At 69.3% G+C, this 15,666-nt stretch carries 13 protein-coding genes; 10 read left to right on the top strand and 3 right to left on the bottom strand.

From position 1 onward, the window contains the following. Positions 1–5 precede the first annotated feature (5 nt). Positions 6–1,172, top strand: coding sequence for a 3-hydroxy-9,10-secoandrosta-1,3,5(10)-triene-9,17-dione monooxygenase oxygenase subunit (hsaA, locus tag RJ1_RS22545; RefSeq protein WP_073364128.1), 1,167 nt, complete (start codon positions 6–8; stop codon positions 1,170–1,172). Here the strand turns inward: hsaA and RJ1_RS22540 are convergent, their stop codons facing one another. Beyond that, positions 1,173–2,711 carry an FAD-dependent oxidoreductase gene (locus RJ1_RS22540; protein WP_073364126.1) on the bottom strand — a complete coding sequence of 513 codons (1,539 nt, stop codon included), beginning with the start codon at positions 2,709–2,711 and terminating at the stop codon, positions 1,173–1,175. It lies immediately after the preceding gene. Between the two features lie 184 nt (positions 2,712–2,895). On the opposite strand from RJ1_RS22540, the gene RJ1_RS22535 reads away from it, so the two are divergent. The 6 genes from RJ1_RS22535 (at position 2,896) to RJ1_RS22510 (ending at position 9,510) form a co-directional block, all read left to right on the top strand. Next, a complete protein-coding gene (locus tag RJ1_RS22535; RefSeq protein ID WP_073364125.1) occupies positions 2,896–3,507 on the top strand; it encodes a TetR/AcrR family transcriptional regulator in 612 nt (203 codons plus the stop codon). Between the two features lie 183 nt (positions 3,508–3,690). Continuing rightward, on the top strand, positions 3,691–4,854 hold the full coding sequence (locus RJ1_RS22530) for a steroid 3-ketoacyl-CoA thiolase (RefSeq protein WP_073364123.1): 1,164 nt from the start codon (positions 3,691–3,693) through the stop codon (positions 4,852–4,854). 34 nt (positions 4,855–4,888) lie between these two features. Next, complete coding sequence (locus RJ1_RS22525; RefSeq protein WP_073364122.1) at positions 4,889–7,144, top strand: acyl-CoA dehydrogenase family protein; 2,256 nt, start codon at positions 4,889–4,891, stop codon at positions 7,142–7,144. Positions 7,145–7,155: 11 nt separating this feature from the next. Continuing rightward, a complete protein-coding gene (locus tag RJ1_RS22520; RefSeq protein ID WP_073364120.1) occupies positions 7,156–8,028 on the top strand; it encodes a MaoC/PaaZ C-terminal domain-containing protein in 873 nt (290 codons plus the stop codon). Further along, entirely contained in the window at positions 8,025–8,675 is a 651-nt protein-coding gene (locus RJ1_RS22515) for a PaaI family thioesterase (protein WP_073364119.1), read from the top strand. The genes RJ1_RS22520 and RJ1_RS22515 overlap by 4 nt, the downstream gene beginning before the upstream one ends. Before the next feature lie 19 nt (positions 8,676–8,694). After that, positions 8,695–9,510, top strand: coding sequence for a mycofactocin-coupled SDR family oxidoreductase (locus RJ1_RS22510; RefSeq protein WP_073364117.1), 816 nt, complete (start codon positions 8,695–8,697; stop codon positions 9,508–9,510). A gap of 72 nt (positions 9,511–9,582) precedes the next feature. Here the strand turns inward: RJ1_RS22510 and casG are convergent, their stop codons facing one another. Next, on the bottom strand, positions 9,583–11,244 hold the full coding sequence (casG, locus tag RJ1_RS22505) for a steroid-24-oyl-CoA synthetase (protein WP_073364116.1): 1,662 nt from the start codon (positions 11,242–11,244) through the stop codon (positions 9,583–9,585). Positions 11,245–11,397: 153 nt separating this feature from the next. Between casG and RJ1_RS22500 the strand changes: the two genes are divergently transcribed. From RJ1_RS22500 to RJ1_RS22490, 3 genes are read left to right on the top strand one after another with little or no spacing between them, the layout of a single operon-like run. Further along, positions 11,398–12,591: an NADH:flavin oxidoreductase gene (locus tag RJ1_RS22500; protein WP_073364114.1), complete on the top strand. Its 1,194-nt coding sequence runs from the start codon at positions 11,398–11,400 to the stop codon at positions 12,589–12,591. A gap of 26 nt (positions 12,592–12,617) precedes the next feature. Continuing rightward, entirely contained in the window at positions 12,618–14,285 is a 1,668-nt protein-coding gene (casI, locus tag RJ1_RS22495) for a steroid-22-oyl-CoA synthetase (RefSeq protein WP_073364178.1), read from the top strand. Positions 14,286–14,298: 13 nt separating this feature from the next. Next, complete coding sequence (locus RJ1_RS22490; protein ID WP_073364113.1) at positions 14,299–15,186, top strand: LLM class F420-dependent oxidoreductase; 888 nt, start codon at positions 14,299–14,301, stop codon at positions 15,184–15,186. Here the strand turns inward: RJ1_RS22490 and RJ1_RS22485 are convergent. Then, positions 15,170–15,610: a nuclear transport factor 2 family protein gene (locus tag RJ1_RS22485; RefSeq protein WP_073364111.1), complete on the bottom strand. Its 441-nt coding sequence runs from the start codon at positions 15,608–15,610 to the stop codon at positions 15,170–15,172. The genes RJ1_RS22490 and RJ1_RS22485 overlap by 17 nt on opposite strands. Positions 15,611–15,666: the final 56 nt, after the last annotated feature.

The raw sequence follows: 15,666 nt of genomic DNA, 5'->3' as shown, positions 1-15,666 counted from the left end.
GACAGATGACGAACGAGGTCCTGCGGTCGGTCCGTGAGCTGCTCCCGATGATCGCGGAGTGCGCGGACAAGGTCGACGAGTCCCGGCGGGTCCCCGAGCAGGTGATCCGCGAACTCGGCGACGCCGGAATGTTCAAGATGCTGCAGCCCAGGCGGTACGGCGGCACCGAAAGCAACCCGGTGCACTTCTACGAGGTGGTGCGGGCCGTGTCCGGTGTGTGCGGTTCGACGGGGTGGCTGGCATCCGTGCTCGGCGTGCACCCGTGGCACCTGGCCCTGTTCGACGACCGCGCGCAGCGCGACGTGTGGGGCCACGACGATTCGGTGCTGGTGTCGTCCGCCTACGCGCCCGTCGGGCGGCTCGTCCCGGTCGACGGCGGATACCGGCTGACGGGGGACTGGCATTTCTCCTCGGGCTGTGAACATGCCTCGTGGGCGCTGCTCGGCGCGATGGTGGTGGGGGCGGAGGGACGTCCCGTCGATTTCCTGACCGCGCTGGTGCCGCGCTCGGACTACCGCATCCACGATGTGTGGGACGTGGTGGGGATGCGCGGGACGGCCAGCAACGAGATCAGTGCCGAGGACGTGTTCGTGCCCGAACACCGGATCAAGAGGAACTACGAGACGGCGCAACTGCGCGGACCGGGGCAGAAGGTGAACCGGGGACCGCTGTACCGGTTGCCGTTCGCCACCCTCTTCACCACCGCCGTCGCCGCCCCCGGAGTGGGAGTCGTGGCGGGATGCTACGAACGCTATCTGACGACCATGCGGGAACGCGTGCGGCTGAGCCTGGGTGGCGGCCGGTTCGTGGACGACCAGTTCGCCCAGGTCGCGGTGGCCCGGGCGGCGTCGGAGATCGATGCCGCGATACTGCAGATGGATCGCAACGTGCGGGAACTGTGGGAGTTGGCGGAAGCCGGTGAGGAACTGCCCATGGGCCTGCGGCTGCGGGTGCGCCGCGATCAGGTGCGGGCAACCGAACGTGCGCTGGAGGCGATCGACCTGCTGTTCAAGACCGCCGGTGGGAGTTCGCTGTCCCGCGGCAACGCGATCGAACGGTCGTGGCGCGACGCCCACGCGGGCAGCGTGCACGTGGCGAACGAGCCCGAACGCGCCCTCGCCCTGTTCGGCAGGGGCGCGTTCGGGCTCCCGGTGGAGGACAACCTGGTGTAGTCAGCGCTGCATGTGTTGAACTGCCCGGTAGGAGAACACCATTGCGGTTCCGAGCGGCACACCCGGGCCGGGGTAGAACCGGCCGCTGAGCGACGCGCTCGTGTTACCGGCCGCATACAGTCCGTCGATGGCCGTGCCGTCGGCGCGCAGGACCCGGGCGTCGGCGTCGGTCCGGACGCCGCCCTTGGTGCCGAGATCGCTGAGGACGATGCGGGCCGCGTAGAACGGGCCCTGTGCCACCGGGCTCAGTGCCGGGTTCGGCGGGGCATCCGCACCCGTGCCCGGAGGGCAGAAGAAGTTGTCGTACGGGTCCTCGCCGCGGTGGAAGGCCTCGTCGACTCCGTGCTTGGCGTAGTCGGCGAATTGTTCGACGGTGCGGCACAACGAGTCTGCGGGAACACCGATCTTCTCCGCGAGTTCCTCGATCGTGTCCGCCGAGACCCAGGTGCCCGCCGCGAGATGCTTCTCGGCGGAGATGTTCGGAATGGAGATGGCCGGCAACACCGGTCCGCCCTCCTTCGAGTCGAAGACGAGATACGACGCGCCGCTCCCGTGTTCGATCATCGCGCGACCGAACTGGTCGTACGGCAGCGATTCGTTGAGGTATCGTTCGCCGGAAGTGTCGACCAGGATTCCGCCTCGCACGCCCACCATGAAAGCGCCGGAGCCGTCCGGAAGTTCGACCCCCGGGCACCACCACGCCTCGTCGAGGAGCGCGGTGTCGGCGCCGATCGCGACCGCGGCCTGCAGGAGGTCGCCGGTGTTCGCGCCACGCGGTCCCATGCTCCATTCCGCCTTGCCCGGCGTGCCGTTCTCGGTGCGGAGCGCGGCGTTGCCCTCGATTCCGCCGGCGGCGAGGAGGACACCGCGCGTCGCCCGGATGCGGATGCTCTCCCCGGCGGCGTTCGTCGCCTCGACGCCGACGACCCGGCCGTCCTCGACGATCAGCGAGCGTGCGGCGGTCTCGGTGCGCAGTTCCGCGTGCCCGGTGCCGTGGAGGGCCATCAGGAGCCGCCCGATCAGGGCGCGGCCACCGTTCAGCGTTCCCTCGGGGTGCGGGTCGCCGGCCCGGTCGACGTCGGCCTCGGGACGGATGACCTCGCGGAGATCCCCGACCTCGTCGCTCGGCAGGTCGAGCGGATTGATCGCGCGACCGTAGTCCATGCGTCCGGACGCCTTGTAGTAATCGGGGAACGCGCGCCACTCGAACTCGATGTGCGGATCGGTTTCGAGGAGTGCGACGACCTCGGGGGCGGTGGCGACGTACGCCTCCTGACGGTCGAGTTCCTCGTCGCCGACCACCGCGCGCAGGTAGGTGCGAGCCTTGTCGGTGGAGTCGCCGATGCCGGCACGTTCCTGCACCGCGGTTCCGGGCAGCCACACCGCGGCGCCGGAGTACGCGGACGTCCCGCCGAACAGTGGGGTCTTCTCGAGGACGAGGGTACGCAAACCCTGCGAAGCGGCCGTGTATGCCCCGGTCAGGGCGCCGCCCCCGGAACCGACCACCAGCACGTCGCACTCGGTTGTCCAGTCCTGCATCGTCGTTTCCTCCGTTGATGGTCTGTGGAGACTGGAGGCCCAGTCGCGGGGTTCACGCAATCGCATCCGGGCGACCTGCGGCACGGGCGGTCCCACTCACCGGACGTAATTCGATGCTTTCCCGATCCAATGCGAGAATCGACACCGGATCCGGGGCTGTGTGCGGAGTGAAGGGGGATCGAGGGTGCCGAGAATCGCCGAAGCGCGGGACGCTGCCGAACCGAGTTCGGAAGAACAGCGGGCCCGCCACGTCCGCATGCTCGAGGCCGCCGTCGAACTGGCCACGGAGAAGGAACTCGCCCGCGTCCAGATGCACGAGGTGGCCAAACGCGCGGGCGTCGCCATCGGCACGCTCTACCGGTACTTCCCGTCGAAGACGCATCTGTTCGTCGCGGTGATGGTCGATCAAATCGACCGGATGGGGAGCGGTTTCAAGAAGAGCGCGCCCCCCGGCGAGTCGCCGCAGGATGCGGTGTACAACGTGCTCGTCCGGGCCACCCGCGGTCTGCTGCGCCGCCCCGCCCTGTCCACGGCGATGATCCAGTCGACGAGCACCGCCAACGTCGCGTCCGTGCCGGACGCGGGGAAGGTCGACCGGGCATTCCGGCAGATCATGCTGGACGCTGCGGGGATCGAACACCCGACCGAGGAAGATCTGACGGCACTGCGCCTGCTGGTGCAGTTGTGGTTCGGCGTGATCCAGTCCTGCCTCAACGGCCGCGTCTCGATTCCGGACGCCGATTCCGACATTCGCAAGGCCTGCGACCTCCTGCTCGTCAACCTGTCGCACCGCTGACGCTCGTCGGTCCGGGGTGCCGGCGCGTCCGCGACCGTGAAGTGAAATTCATTCCGTCTGTCTGACCTGCGATGACGGTTTTTTTGCAAGGCAAACGGTATTGATGTCTTCTCAGAAATAGAATAAATTCCAATTATGAGCTGCGGCTGAGTCCGTGAGCCAGAAGAATCCGAGGAGCAGAACATGGGTAACGCCGTCATCGTCGACGCGGCACGGACACCGATCGGCCGCCGGCGCGGGGCACTGTCCGGACTGCATCCCGCCGAGCTGCTCGGTGCCGCCCAACGGGGCGTCCTCGAACGGGCCGGGGTCGCCCCGGAAGACATCGGGCAGATCGTCGGCGGATGCGTCACCCAGGCGGGCGAACAGTCCAACAACGTGACCCGGCAGGCGTGGCTGCACGCAGGACTCCCGTACGCGACGGCGGCCACGTCGCTCGACTGTGCCTGCGGATCCTCCCAGCAGGCCGTGCACGTCGTCGCCGGTCTCATCGCGTCCGGGCAGATCTCCGCCGGCATCGGCTGCGGTGTCGAGGCGATGAGCCGGGTGTTTCTCGGCCAGGCAGTCACGCCGGAGACCGGCAACCCGTACCCCGACGACTGGACGATCGACATGGGTGACCAGTTCGCCTCCGCCCAGCGGATCGCCGACCTGCGCGGGATCGAGCGCGGCGATGTCGACGCCTTCGGGCTCGAGTCGCAACGGCGCGCCGCCCGCGCGTGGGCGGAAGGGCGATTCGACCGCGAGATCGTCCCCGTCACCGCACCCGTCGTGGACAAGGCCGGCACGCCCACCGGTGACGACGCGGTGGTCACCCGCGACGGGGGGCTGCGGGAGACGACGGCGGAGGCCCTGTCGGCGCTGAAACCGGTGATCGACGGTCACATCCACACCGCGGGCAACTCGTCCCAGATCAGCGACGGGGCCGCCGCGGTCCTGCTCATGGACGAGGAGCGGGCCCGCGCACTCGGATTGCGGCCACGCGCGAGGATCGTCGCGTCGGGCATGGTCGGCTCCGACCCCTACTACCACCTCGACGGGCCCATCGAGTCGACGCTAATGGTTCTCGGCCGCGCCGGAATGTCGCTGGGCGACATCGATCTCGTCGAGATCAACGAGGCGTTCGCGTCCGTCGTGCTGTCGTGGGCGCAGGTGCACGGCGCCGACATGGCGAAGGTGAACGTCAACGGCGGCGCCATCGCACTCGGACATCCGGTGGGCTCCACGGGGGCCCGGCTGATCACCACCGCCCTGCACGAGCTGGAGCGATCCGACACCTCCACCGCGTTGATCACGATGTGCGCGGGCGGTGCGCTGTCCACCGCCACCATCATCGAACGCATCTGACCCCGAACAATCGACGACCACCGACGAGGCCGACATGACAATGGGATTGACCGAAGAAGAGCGCGATCTGCGCGACTCGGTGCGAGGCTGGGCCACGCGCACCGTGACCCCGGCCGTGCTCCGTGAGGCCGTCGAGGCCAAGTCCGAGCAGCGACCGCTGTTCTGGAAGTCGTTGGCGGACCTGGGCGTACTCGGACTGCACCTGCCGGAGGAAGTCGGCGGGGCGGGCCGCGGCCTGGTGGAGCTGGCGGTGGCCACCGAGGAACTCGGCCGGGTTCTGCTACCCGGTCCCTTTCTCCCGACCGTGCTGCTCGGCGCCGTCCTGCACGAGGCCGGTCACACCGCTGAGCTCGCGGGCCTGGCCGACGGTTCGACCCTCGGCGCGGTCGCGCTGCAGCCGGGCACGCTGCGCCTCGTCCGGGACGGCGGCGTGGTGTCATTGGACGGGGAGTCCGGGTACGTCCTCGGCGGGCAGGTCGGCGACCTGTTCCTGCTCGCGGCGACGGACGGCGCCGAGACCGTGTTCGTGGCGCTGGCCCGAGACCGGCTCGACGTGACCGACCTGCCCAGCCACGACGTGGTGCGCCGCAACGCCGTCGCGACGGCGACCCGACTCGCGCTCGCGGAAGGCGAACTCCTGCAGATCGATTCGCAGCGTGTCCTCGACCTGGCCGCGACGTTGTTCGCCGCCGAGGCGTCGGGAGTCGCCGACTGGGCCGTGACCGCCGCCGCCGACTACGCGAAGGTGCGTCAGCAGTTCGGCCGCCCCATCGGCCAGTTCCAGGGCGTGAAGCACAAGGTGGCCCGGATGCTGTGCCTCGCCGAGCAGGCCCGCGTGTGCGCCTGGGACGCGGCCCGCGCGATGAATCCAGGAAGCAGTGCCAGGGCCGCGACGGCTGCGCCGAGTTGCAGTGCCAGGGCCGCGACGGCTGCGCCGCGCTGCAGTGCGGCGGAGGCGTCACTGGCGGCCGCGGTCGCCGGGGCCACCGCCCCCGACGCGGCGTTCACCGTGACCAAGGACTGCATCCAGGTGCTCGGCGGCATCGGCTACACGTGGGAGCACGACGCCCACCTGTACCTGCGCCGGGCGCAGTCGCTGCGGATCCTGCTCGGATCCACGGCGTCGTGGCGGCGGCGCGTGGCCCGGGCTACCCGGGGCGGCGCCCGCCGGGTGCTCGGCATCGACCTTCCCCCGGAAGCGGACGGTATCCGCGCCGACGTGCTCACGGATCTGGTACCCGCCGCCGCGCTGGGCGAGTCCGAGCGGGCGAGATACCTGGCCGAGAAGGGCTACACCGCACCGCACCTGCCGCCGCCGTGGGGCAGGGGAGCGGGTGCCGTCGCACAGCTCGTGATCGCCGAGGAACTGCGCGCGGCCGCGCTGAAGCCCCACGACATGATCATCGGCAACTGGGTGGTGCCCACCCTCATCGCACACGGCAGCGAAGAACAGTTGCAGCGCTTCGTGCCCCCGTCGCTGCGCGGCGACCTCGTCTGGTGCCAGCTGTTCTCCGAACCCGGTGCCGGGTCCGACCTGGCCGGCCTGAACACCAGGGCCACCAAGGTCGACGGTGGGTGGATACTGGAGGGGCAGAAGGTGTGGACGTCGATGGCCCGGGACGCGGACTGGGGTATCTGCCTCGCCCGCACCGACGCCTCGGTGCCCAAACACAAGGGACTGTCGTACTTCCTGATCGACATGAAGGGCAGCGACGGCCTCGACATCCGGCCGCTGCGGGAGATCACCGGCGAGGCCCTGTTCAACGAGGTGTTCTTCGACGACGTCTTCGTCCCCGACGAACTCGTGGTGGGCGAACCGGGCGACGGCTGGAAGCTGGCCCGCACCACCCTCGCCAACGAACGCGTGTCGCTGTCGCACGACTCCTCACTGGGTTCCGGCGGCGAGGCACTGCTGACCCTGGCCGCCGAACTGCCCGGCGGCATCGACGACGAGCAGCTGACCGTGCTCGGCAAGGTCCTCTGCGACGCACAGTCCGGTGGGCTGATGGGGTTGCGCACCACCCTCCGCTCCCTCGCGGGCGGGCAACCGGGTGCCGAGTCTTCGGTCGCGAAACTGCTCGGTGTCGAACACATCCAGCAGGTGTGGGAGGTGGCGATGGACTGGGCCGGACCGCGCGCCCTGCTCGGCGACCGGCCCCGCACGTCGGACACGCAGATGTTCCTGAACGCGCAGTGCATGTCGATCGCGGGCGGCACCACCAACGTCCAGCTCAACATCATCGGCGAACGCCTGCTGGGCCTGCCCCGCGACCCCGAACCCGGAAAGTGAGCGAGACTGACATGGCAATCGATGTGGACGTGGCCCTGAACGCCGACCCGACGGTCCGGGACGTGTCGTGGACCGCCCGCGACGTGATCCTCTATCACCTCGGGCTCGGCGCCGGCGCGAACGCCCTGGACCCCGCCGAACTGCGCTGGGTGTACGAGAAGGACCTGCGGGTGCTGCCCACGTTCGCGGTGGTGGCGGGGCAGGGGATCTCGGCGGGCGCGGTGCCCGCGGCCGGCATGAGTCTGCCCGGCGTGGACATCGATCTGCGCAAGATCCTGCACGGCGGGCAGTCGCTCACCGTGCATGCGCCGATTCCCGCCTCGGGCACGGCCCGGCTGTCCTCACGGGTGGCCGACGTGTGGGACAAGGGCAAGGCCGCCGTCATCGTGCTCGAACAGACGGCCACCGACTCGGACGGTCACCCGTTGTGGACCACGGGGATGCAGATCTGGGCCCGCGATGAGGGCGGGTTCGGCGGCTCCCCGGGACCCGAGTCGGTGGCCACGGTGCCGGACCGGGAACCCGACAAGGTGCTCGTGACGCGCACGGGAACGAGACAGGCACTGCTCTACCGGCTCAGCGGCGACCTGAACCCCCTGCACGCGGATCCGGATTTCGCGGCGGCCGCCGGGTTCGAGCGGCCGATCCTGCACGGACTCGCGTCGTACGGTGTGGTCTGCAAGTCCGTCGTCGATGGGATGCTGAACGGCGATCCCACCCGGCTGCGCCACTACGCGGTGCGATTCGCCGGGTCGCTGTGCCCGGGTGAGACGGTGGAGACCGCGGTCTGGCAGGACGGCGACCGGCTGACGTTGCGTGCCACCTGCCCCGAGCGGGACGGGCAGCCCGTGCTGACCCACGCGACGATGGAGGTGACCGGGTGAAGGTCGGTACGCACCCCACCCTCGAGAACAGCCCGGCGGGAACGGTGTTGACGTCGCCGCCGGACGGGTCTGCCGTCGACCGGGCGACCGAGGCTGCCCGGCGGGTGGTCGACGCGCTGCTGCGGACCGACCGGGGCAACGCCAACCTCGACCGGGTCGCGGAAGAACTGAACAGCATCGCCGGGCACCTCGAGGAGCACGCGCCCGCCGTCGCGGAGCGGCTGATCGACATGTGGAACGGCGAGGGGGTCACCCGGCACGATCCGGTGACCGGACCGGAGAACGCGATCGCGCCACCGCTGGTACTCGAGGGAATGTCCGACGGATCGGTGCAGGGCACCGTCACATTGACCATCCCGTACCAGGGCCCGCCCGGACACGTCCACGGCGGCGTGTCGGCGCTGCTGCTCGACCACGTCCTCGGCGTCGCCAACGCCTGGGCCGGAAAGGCGGGTGTGACAGCGCAATTGAGCACCCGCTACCATCGTCCGACCCCGCTGTTCGAACCGCTCACCCTCACCGGGAAACTGATGTCGGTGGACGGCCGCAAGATCACCACTGTCGGAGACATCCGCACCGCGGACGGGCAGGTGTGCGTGTCGGTCGAGGGGCTGTTCGTCGACAGGACCGTTCCCCGACCCCGCTGACCAGATCAGGAGCAAAACCGTGACGTCACAACACCGTTTCGACAACAAGGTCGTCTTCGTCACCGGCGCCGCCCGAGGGCAGGGCCGCGCCGAGGCGGTGCGGTTCGCGTCCGAGGGCGCCGACGTCATCGCGATCGACGCCTGCGCCGACTTCGCGTCCACCGCCTATCCTGGTGCCACGGAGGACGACCTGGCCGAGACGGTCCGGCTTGTCGAGGCGACCGGCCGGCGCATCGTCGCCGCGACCGCCGACGTGCGCGACTTCGACGGACTCTCGCGGGCGCTCGCCGACGGCGTCGACCGGTTGGGACGCCTCGACGTCGTGATCGCGAACGCGGGCATCTGCTCGGGCGCGTTGTCGTGGGAGATCACCGCCGAGCAGTGGCAGGAGACGGTCGACGTCAACCTCACCGGCACATTCCACACCGCGAAAGCGGCGATTCCGTACCTGCTCGAGCAGGGCGAGGGCGGGGCCGTCGTCTTCACCAGTTCGGTGTCCGGGCTGAAGGGCACACCGTTCACCGGCCACTACGTCGCGACCAAGCACGGCATCACCGGGCTCGCCAAGACGATGGCGAACGAACTCGGTGAGCACCGCATCCGCGTCAACACGGTGCACCCGGCCGGTGTGGACACCGGCATGAAGGTGAACGACCTGCACCCGCTCATCGCCCGGTTCGCGTCGACGCTCGGTTCCATCTACCAGAACTCGCTGCCGTACAGCATCACCCAGCCCGAAGACGTCGCCGCCGTCGTCGCGTGGCTGTGTTCCGACGAAGCGCGGTACATCACCGGGGCGCAGATTCCCGTCGATCTCGGCAACCTCATCCGCTGAGGATCGCGCGCTCCCTCGCTCGCCGAATGTCGCAGTGGCGCAGTTCGACTGCACCACTGCGGCATTCGGCGTTCAGACGGCGATGTCGCGCCGGATCATCTTACCGGTGGCATTGCGTGGCAACAGGTCCGTGGTGATCCGCCACCGGGTCGGGACCTTGAAGTACGACAGTCGCTCGGACGCGTACGCGCGCAGTTCCGCCTCCGTGGCACCGGCGCCCGGCCGCAGGACCACGACAGCCGACACCTCCTGCCCCAGATCCTCGTGCGGCGTCCCGATCACCGCGCACTCGAGCACGTCGGGGTGTTCGTCGAGGCACTGCTCGATCTCGGTGGGGTACACGTTCTCCCCGCCCCGCAGGATCAGATCCGAGCGCCGCCCGGTGAGGCGCAGGCGACCGTTTTCGACGAGCCCGTAATCGCCGGTCCGGAGCCACCGGCCGGGGGCGATCGCCGCGGCGGTGGCGGCCTCGTCCTCCCAGTACCCGAGCATCACGAACGGGCTGCGCACGCAGACCTCACCCTCGACACCGTCGGGCAGCCATTCGCCGTACGGATCGCGGATTTCCATGCTCACCGTGATGATGGGCCGCCCCAGCGTGCCCGGGAACTGTTCGAGTTCAGGGGCGGTGGCGACGGCGATCGCCGTGCTGCATTCGGTGAGTCCGTAACTGTCCACGAGCGCGTTGCGGGCGAACGGCACCTTCTCCCGCAGCCGTTCCTTGAACGCGACCGACGACGGTGCGGACGCGAGCGAGAACGAGGTGAGCGACGACAGGTCGTACCGGTCGAGGTCGTCGTGCTCCACGAGGCGCGACGCCATGGTGGGTACCGCACCCCAGTTGGTGACGCGTTCGCGCTCGACGAGACGCAGCACGGCGTCCACGTCGAATCCGCCCTGGTGCATGACGACGGCACCACCGGTCGCCAGCCGCGGAATCACCAGATTGTGCAGGCTCGCGATGTGGAACAGGGGAGAGGTCAGGAGGTAGCGCAGCGGGCTCGGTACCGCCGGATCGACGGGCCGTCCGCTGAATTCGCCGACCACGGCGTCGCTGAAGCGGTGGTAGTCGACGACGGCCAGGATGTTGCGCTGCGAGTGCAGCGCACCCTTGGGCCGCCCGCTCGTGCCGCTGGTGTAGAGGATGGCGGCGGGATCGTCCTCGTCGACGTCGGTGTGCGGCATCGGGGAACCCGCGTACCGCGCGAAGATCGCAGGCAGATCGTCCTCCATCGTGAGGACGGGCAGATCGGCGCCGACGGCGGTGAGCGTCTCGGCGCGTTTCGCGTCGGCGATCACCACGCTCGGGCGACTGTGGGCGAGCCCGTACTCGACTTCCCGCGGAACCCACCAGCCGTTCAATCCGACACTGATGGCGCCGAGAACCTGCGTGGCCCAGAATGCGATCACCCACTCGGGGGTGTTCGCGGCCAGGATCGCGACCCGGTCGCCCTTGCGGACGCCGTGGTCCTCGCGAAGCGCCGTCGCCAGGGCCGCCACCGCCGCGGCGTGCTCGGTGTACGACAGCCTGCGGTCGGCGGTGACGAGGTAGTCGCGGTCGCCCCACCGGAGGGACGTGGTGAGGAGTTCGCCGACCGAGCGTCCACGGTTCTTCATCACCGGCATCCGGGTGCCGAGCACAGCCTCCTCGACGAGCTCGAACCGTCCACCGGGTCCGGTGAGACGCGACATCACCTGATCCAGGTGCAACTGTGGATCTGTAGGGGCAGTCATCAAGGCGACCTTTCGTCCTCGGGCACTCGTACCGACACAACATGGCACGCCGTGACGGGCGCCCGGACGTGGTTACCACTCAGCGAGACTGCCGCGACCCGTGACGTCCCGGCGCCGTTACGTTCGACAGCGAATCGCAGCTGGAGGAACACTATGACGATAGATCTCGACCCGCCCACAGTGAAGGTCGATCCGCTCGCCCCGGCCAAGCTCGGGCCGATCACTCTGCGCAATCGCGTGATCAAGGCAGCGACGTACGAGGGGCTGACCCCGAAGGGACTGGTCACCGACGAGCTCATCGAATTCCATCGGCAACCCGCCGCCGGGGGCGTCGGTATGACGACGGTCGCGTACTGCGCCGTTGCCCCCGACGGCCGGACGTCGCCGGGCCAGATCCAGTGGACCGACGAGACGATGCCGGGCCTGCGGAAGCTGACCGACGCCATCCACGACGAGGGCGCGGCAGTGTCGGCGCAGATCGGCCACGCGGGACCGGTCGCGGCCGCGAAGTACATCGGGTACCCCGCGCTGGGCCCGTCCCGCGCGTTCCGGATGACCACTCAGAACTTTTCCAAGCCGGCCTCCACGGCAGACATCGCCCGGATCGTCGCGGCGCACGCCGACGCGGCTCGCCGCGCGGTGGAGGCGGGGTTCGACGCCGTGGAGATCCATTTCGGCCACAACTACCTGATCAGCTCGTTTCTCAGTCCGAAGATCAACAAGCGCACAGACGAGTACGGCGGATCCCTGGCGAACCGCGCCCGGTTCGCGCTCGAAACAGGCCGAGCTGTACGTGACGCGGTGGGTGATCGGATCGCGATCCTCGCCAAGCTGAACATGGACGACGGTGTGCCCGGGGGCTTCTGGGTGGACGAGGCGATCCAGGTGGCGCAGTGGCTCGAGCAGGACGGTTCGCTCGACGCGCTCGAGCTGACCGCGGGAAGTTCCCTGTTGAATCCGATGTACCTGTTCAAGGGCGACGCCCCGCTCCGTGAGTTCGCCGCCGTGATGCCGCAGCCGACGAAGCTGGGAATCCAGCTGGTGGGTAAGCACTTCCTCAAGGAATACCCCTACCACGACGCCTACCTCCTCGAGGATGCCCGCCAGATCAGGGCCGCCGTGACGATGCCGCTCGTCCTGCTCGGCGGCATCACCGGCAAGGAGACCATGGACCTCGCGATGGAGGAGGGCTTCCAGTTCGTGGCGGTCGCGCGGGCACTCCTGCGGGAACCCGACCTCGTCAACCGCATCACGGACGAGACCCACAACCCCGGTCTGTGCATTCACTGCAACAAATGCATGACGGCGATCTACGGTGGCACCCACTGCGTGCTCCGGGTTCCGTGAGCGCAGGCACCGTGTCGACAGGAGAGATCGAGTTGGAACGCACCACGATCGCCCGGATGCTGCTCGACCGGCTGGGTGACGACAGGCCGGGAGTCCGTACCCGGGAACGGGATTGGACGTGGGACGAGGTGGTCCACGAGAGTGCGGCATGCGGCGCGGTCGCATCCTCGCTGCGGACAGAGGGGCCGTTCCACATCGGCGTGCTGCTCGACAACACCCCCGAGTTCCTGTTCTGGCTGGGCGGCGCCGCTCTCGCCGGAGCCACGATCGTCGGCATCAACCCGACGCGGCGCGGGGCGGAACTCGAGGCCGAGATCCGCTACGTCGACTGTCAGCTGATCGTCACGGACACCGCGGGGAAGGCCCAGCTCGCCGCTCTCGACCTCGGGCTGTCCGAGGACCGTTTCCTGCTCGTCGACGACCCGGCCTACGCCGAACTCGTCGCGGCCCACGCGGTCGCGAATCCGGTGGAGGATCCCGCGATCGACGCGTCGACCCTGTTCCTGCTGCTCTTCACGTCCGGCACCACCGGCACGTCGAAGGCGGTGCGGTGCAGTCAGGGCCGGCTCGCCCGGCTGGCGTACTCGAACACCGCGAAGTACGGCCACGTGCGGGAGGACGTCGACTACTGCTGCATGCCGCTGTTCCACGGCAACGCGCTGATGGCGTTGTGGGCTCCCGCGCTGGCCAACGGCGCCACCGTCTGCCTGCCACGCAAGTTCTCCGCGTCCGGGTTCCTGCCCGACGTCCGGTTCTTCGGCGCCACGTTCTTCACCTACGTCGGCAAGGCGCTGGCGTACCTGATGGCCACGCCGGAGCAACCCGACGACCGGGACAACACGCTCGTCCGCGGTTTCGGGACCGAGGCCTCCCCGGAGGACAAGACCGAATTCGTGCGGCGGTTCGGCGCCGAACTGTACGAAGGGTACGGATCGAGCGAGGGCGCCGGTTCGGTGACGCTCGACCCGAACGCCCCCGAGGGCGCGCTCGGCCGGCCCGCGAACGAGAACATCGTCATCGTCGACCCCGACACCCGGGAGGAGAAGCGGCGGGCGCGCCTCGACGAGCACGGGCGCGTGCTGAACCCGGACGAAGCGATCGGCGAGATGATCGACAAGGCCGGCGCGGCGCGGTTCGAGGGCTACTACAAGAACGAGGACGCGATCGCCGACCGCATCCGGCACGGCTGGTACTGGACCGGCGACCTCGGGTACATCGACGAGGCCGGTTTCATCTACTTCGCCGGCCGCAAGGGCGACTGGATCCGGGTGGACGGAGAGAACACCTCGGCGCTGATGGTGGAACGGATTCTGCGTCGCCACCCGAAGGTGATCGCCACCGGCGTGTACGCCGTCCCCGACCCGCGGTCGGGCGATCAGGTGATGGCCGCCGTCGAGGTGTCGGACTCGACCGATTTCGATCCGGAGGAGTTCGCCGCGTTCCTCTCCGCCCAGGACGACCTGGGCACGAAGGCCGCCCCGCGATTCGTCCGGGTGTCGACTGACCTGCCGGTGACCGGATCGAACAAGGTGCTCAAGAGGACGCTGCAGGAGCAGGGGTGGCGGTGCGGCGATCCGGTCTTCCGGTGGGTGGGACGCGGTGTTCCCGAGTACCGCGAGATGACCGACAGTGAGAAGGCCGCGCTGGAGCAGGAGTTCCACACGCACGGCCGGCGACGATTCCTGCACGTGTGACGGTGAGGGTGACATGAAACTGGGTGTGGTGATTCCCGTCGAGCTGGGACGGACGGGCGAGCCGGAGTGGATACTCGAATTCGCCCGGGCGGCCGAATCGCTCGGATTCGACGAGATCTCGGCGGTCGAGCACTCGGTCGTCATCGCGGACACGACGAGCGACTACCCGTACTCGCCCACCGGGAAGTCGCACCTGCCCGACGACTGCAGCCTTCCCGACCCACTGGAGTTGCTGTCGTTCGTCGCCGGGGCCACGACGACCCTGGGTCTGGCCACCGGAGTGCTGGTGCTGCCCAATCACCACCCGGTCGTGCTGGCGAAACGCCTCGCCACCCTGGACCGGCTCTCCGCGGGCCGTCTCCGTATCTGCCTCGGGCTCGGCTGGATGCGGGAGGAGATCGAGGCCTGCGGCGGCGACTTCGACAGGCGCGGGGCGGTGGCCGACGAGGCGATCGCGGTGATGCGGGCGCTGTGGTCGGGGACCGGCGGCGTCGACTTCGCCGGCGAGTACTTCTCGTTCCGCGGCGCCCACAGCCGGCCTGCACCGTACCGGGTTTCGGGTGTGCCGCTCTACATCGGCGGACACAGCCCAGCGGCCGCGCGGCGGGCCGGACGACTGGGGGACGGGTTCCAGCCGCTCGGCCTCGCCGGCGAAGAACTGGACCGGGCGATCGCCCGGATGCGGGCGGCGGCAGCGGACGCCGGCCGCGATCCCGCCGACGTCGACCTCGTGCTCGGCGCGACCCTGCCGCGGCTGGACGAGGCCAGGCTCGACCGGGCCCGGGACCTCGGCGCGAATCGGCTGGTGCTGTCGGCGTCCCGGCACGTGCAGTCGCTCGACCAGGTCATCGGCGAGATGGCCGAATGCTCGGCCCGGTTGGGGCTCAGTCCGGCACGGTGACCGGCACGTCCTCGCTGAAGTCGACGATCAGTTCGCGCCGGGAGAACCGCCAGCCGGCGTCGCCGAGCATGTACCGGTCGTGGTAACGCAGCGCGATCCGGTTGTCGCGGTGGCCGTTTCGGCCGGAGTAGACGTGATGCGCGGTGCAGTACGTCTCGCCCGACGCCGTCGACCCGCCCACATCGATCACCTGCTGGTGGACGACGTGCCGGGTCGACTGCAGATGCGAGACCGCGTCCACGACGGCGGACGCGAGCACGTCGCTGCCGCGGAGTTCCGATGCCGTGCCGGTGCCCGTCAAGGCAGGCGGGAGGACGAACGTCGCGTCGGGGTCGAACAACGACGCGAGCGTTGCCGCCTCGCGCCGGTCGACGGCCCGGGCATAGCGGGCGGTGAGTTCGGTGAGAGCGAATCCGGTGGCCATCCGACCATTCCAGCGGACATTCGGCTCCGGCGACAACCACCTCCCGCTGACCGAGA

The sequence above is a fragment of the Rhodococcus jostii NBRC 16295 genome, assembly GCF_001894825.1.
Taxonomy (GTDB): domain Bacteria; phylum Actinomycetota; class Actinomycetes; order Mycobacteriales; family Mycobacteriaceae; genus Rhodococcus_F; species Rhodococcus_F jostii.
Note: the sequence above shows the minus strand (reverse complement) of the source record. Positions and strands in the feature narration are given on the sequence as shown.

Excerpts from the sequence above, each read along its gene's own strand:
- hsaA (WP_073364128.1), top strand. The coding sequence starts at position 6 with ATGACGAACGAGGTCCTGCGGTCGGTCCGTGAGCTGCTCCCGATGATC.
- RJ1_RS22540 (WP_073364126.1), bottom strand. The coding sequence starts at position 2,711 with ATGCAGGACTGGACAACCGAGTGCGACGTGCTGGTGGTCGGTTCCGGG.
- RJ1_RS22530 (WP_073364123.1), top strand. The coding sequence starts at position 3,691 with ATGGGTAACGCCGTCATCGTCGACGCGGCACGGACACCGATCGGCCGC.
- RJ1_RS22525 (WP_073364122.1), top strand. The coding sequence starts at position 4,889 with ATGACAATGGGATTGACCGAAGAAGAGCGCGATCTGCGCGACTCGGTG.
- RJ1_RS22520 (WP_073364120.1), top strand. The coding sequence starts at position 7,156 with ATGGCAATCGATGTGGACGTGGCCCTGAACGCCGACCCGACGGTCCGG.
- casG (WP_073364116.1), bottom strand. The coding sequence starts at position 11,244 with ATGACTGCCCCTACAGATCCACAGTTGCACCTGGATCAGGTGATGTCG.
- RJ1_RS22500 (WP_073364114.1), top strand. The coding sequence starts at position 11,398 with ATGACGATAGATCTCGACCCGCCCACAGTGAAGGTCGATCCGCTCGCC.
- RJ1_RS22490 (WP_073364113.1), top strand. The coding sequence starts at position 14,299 with ATGAAACTGGGTGTGGTGATTCCCGTCGAGCTGGGACGGACGGGCGAG.
- RJ1_RS22485 (WP_073364111.1), bottom strand. The coding sequence starts at position 15,610 with ATGGCCACCGGATTCGCTCTCACCGAACTCACCGCCCGCTATGCCCGG.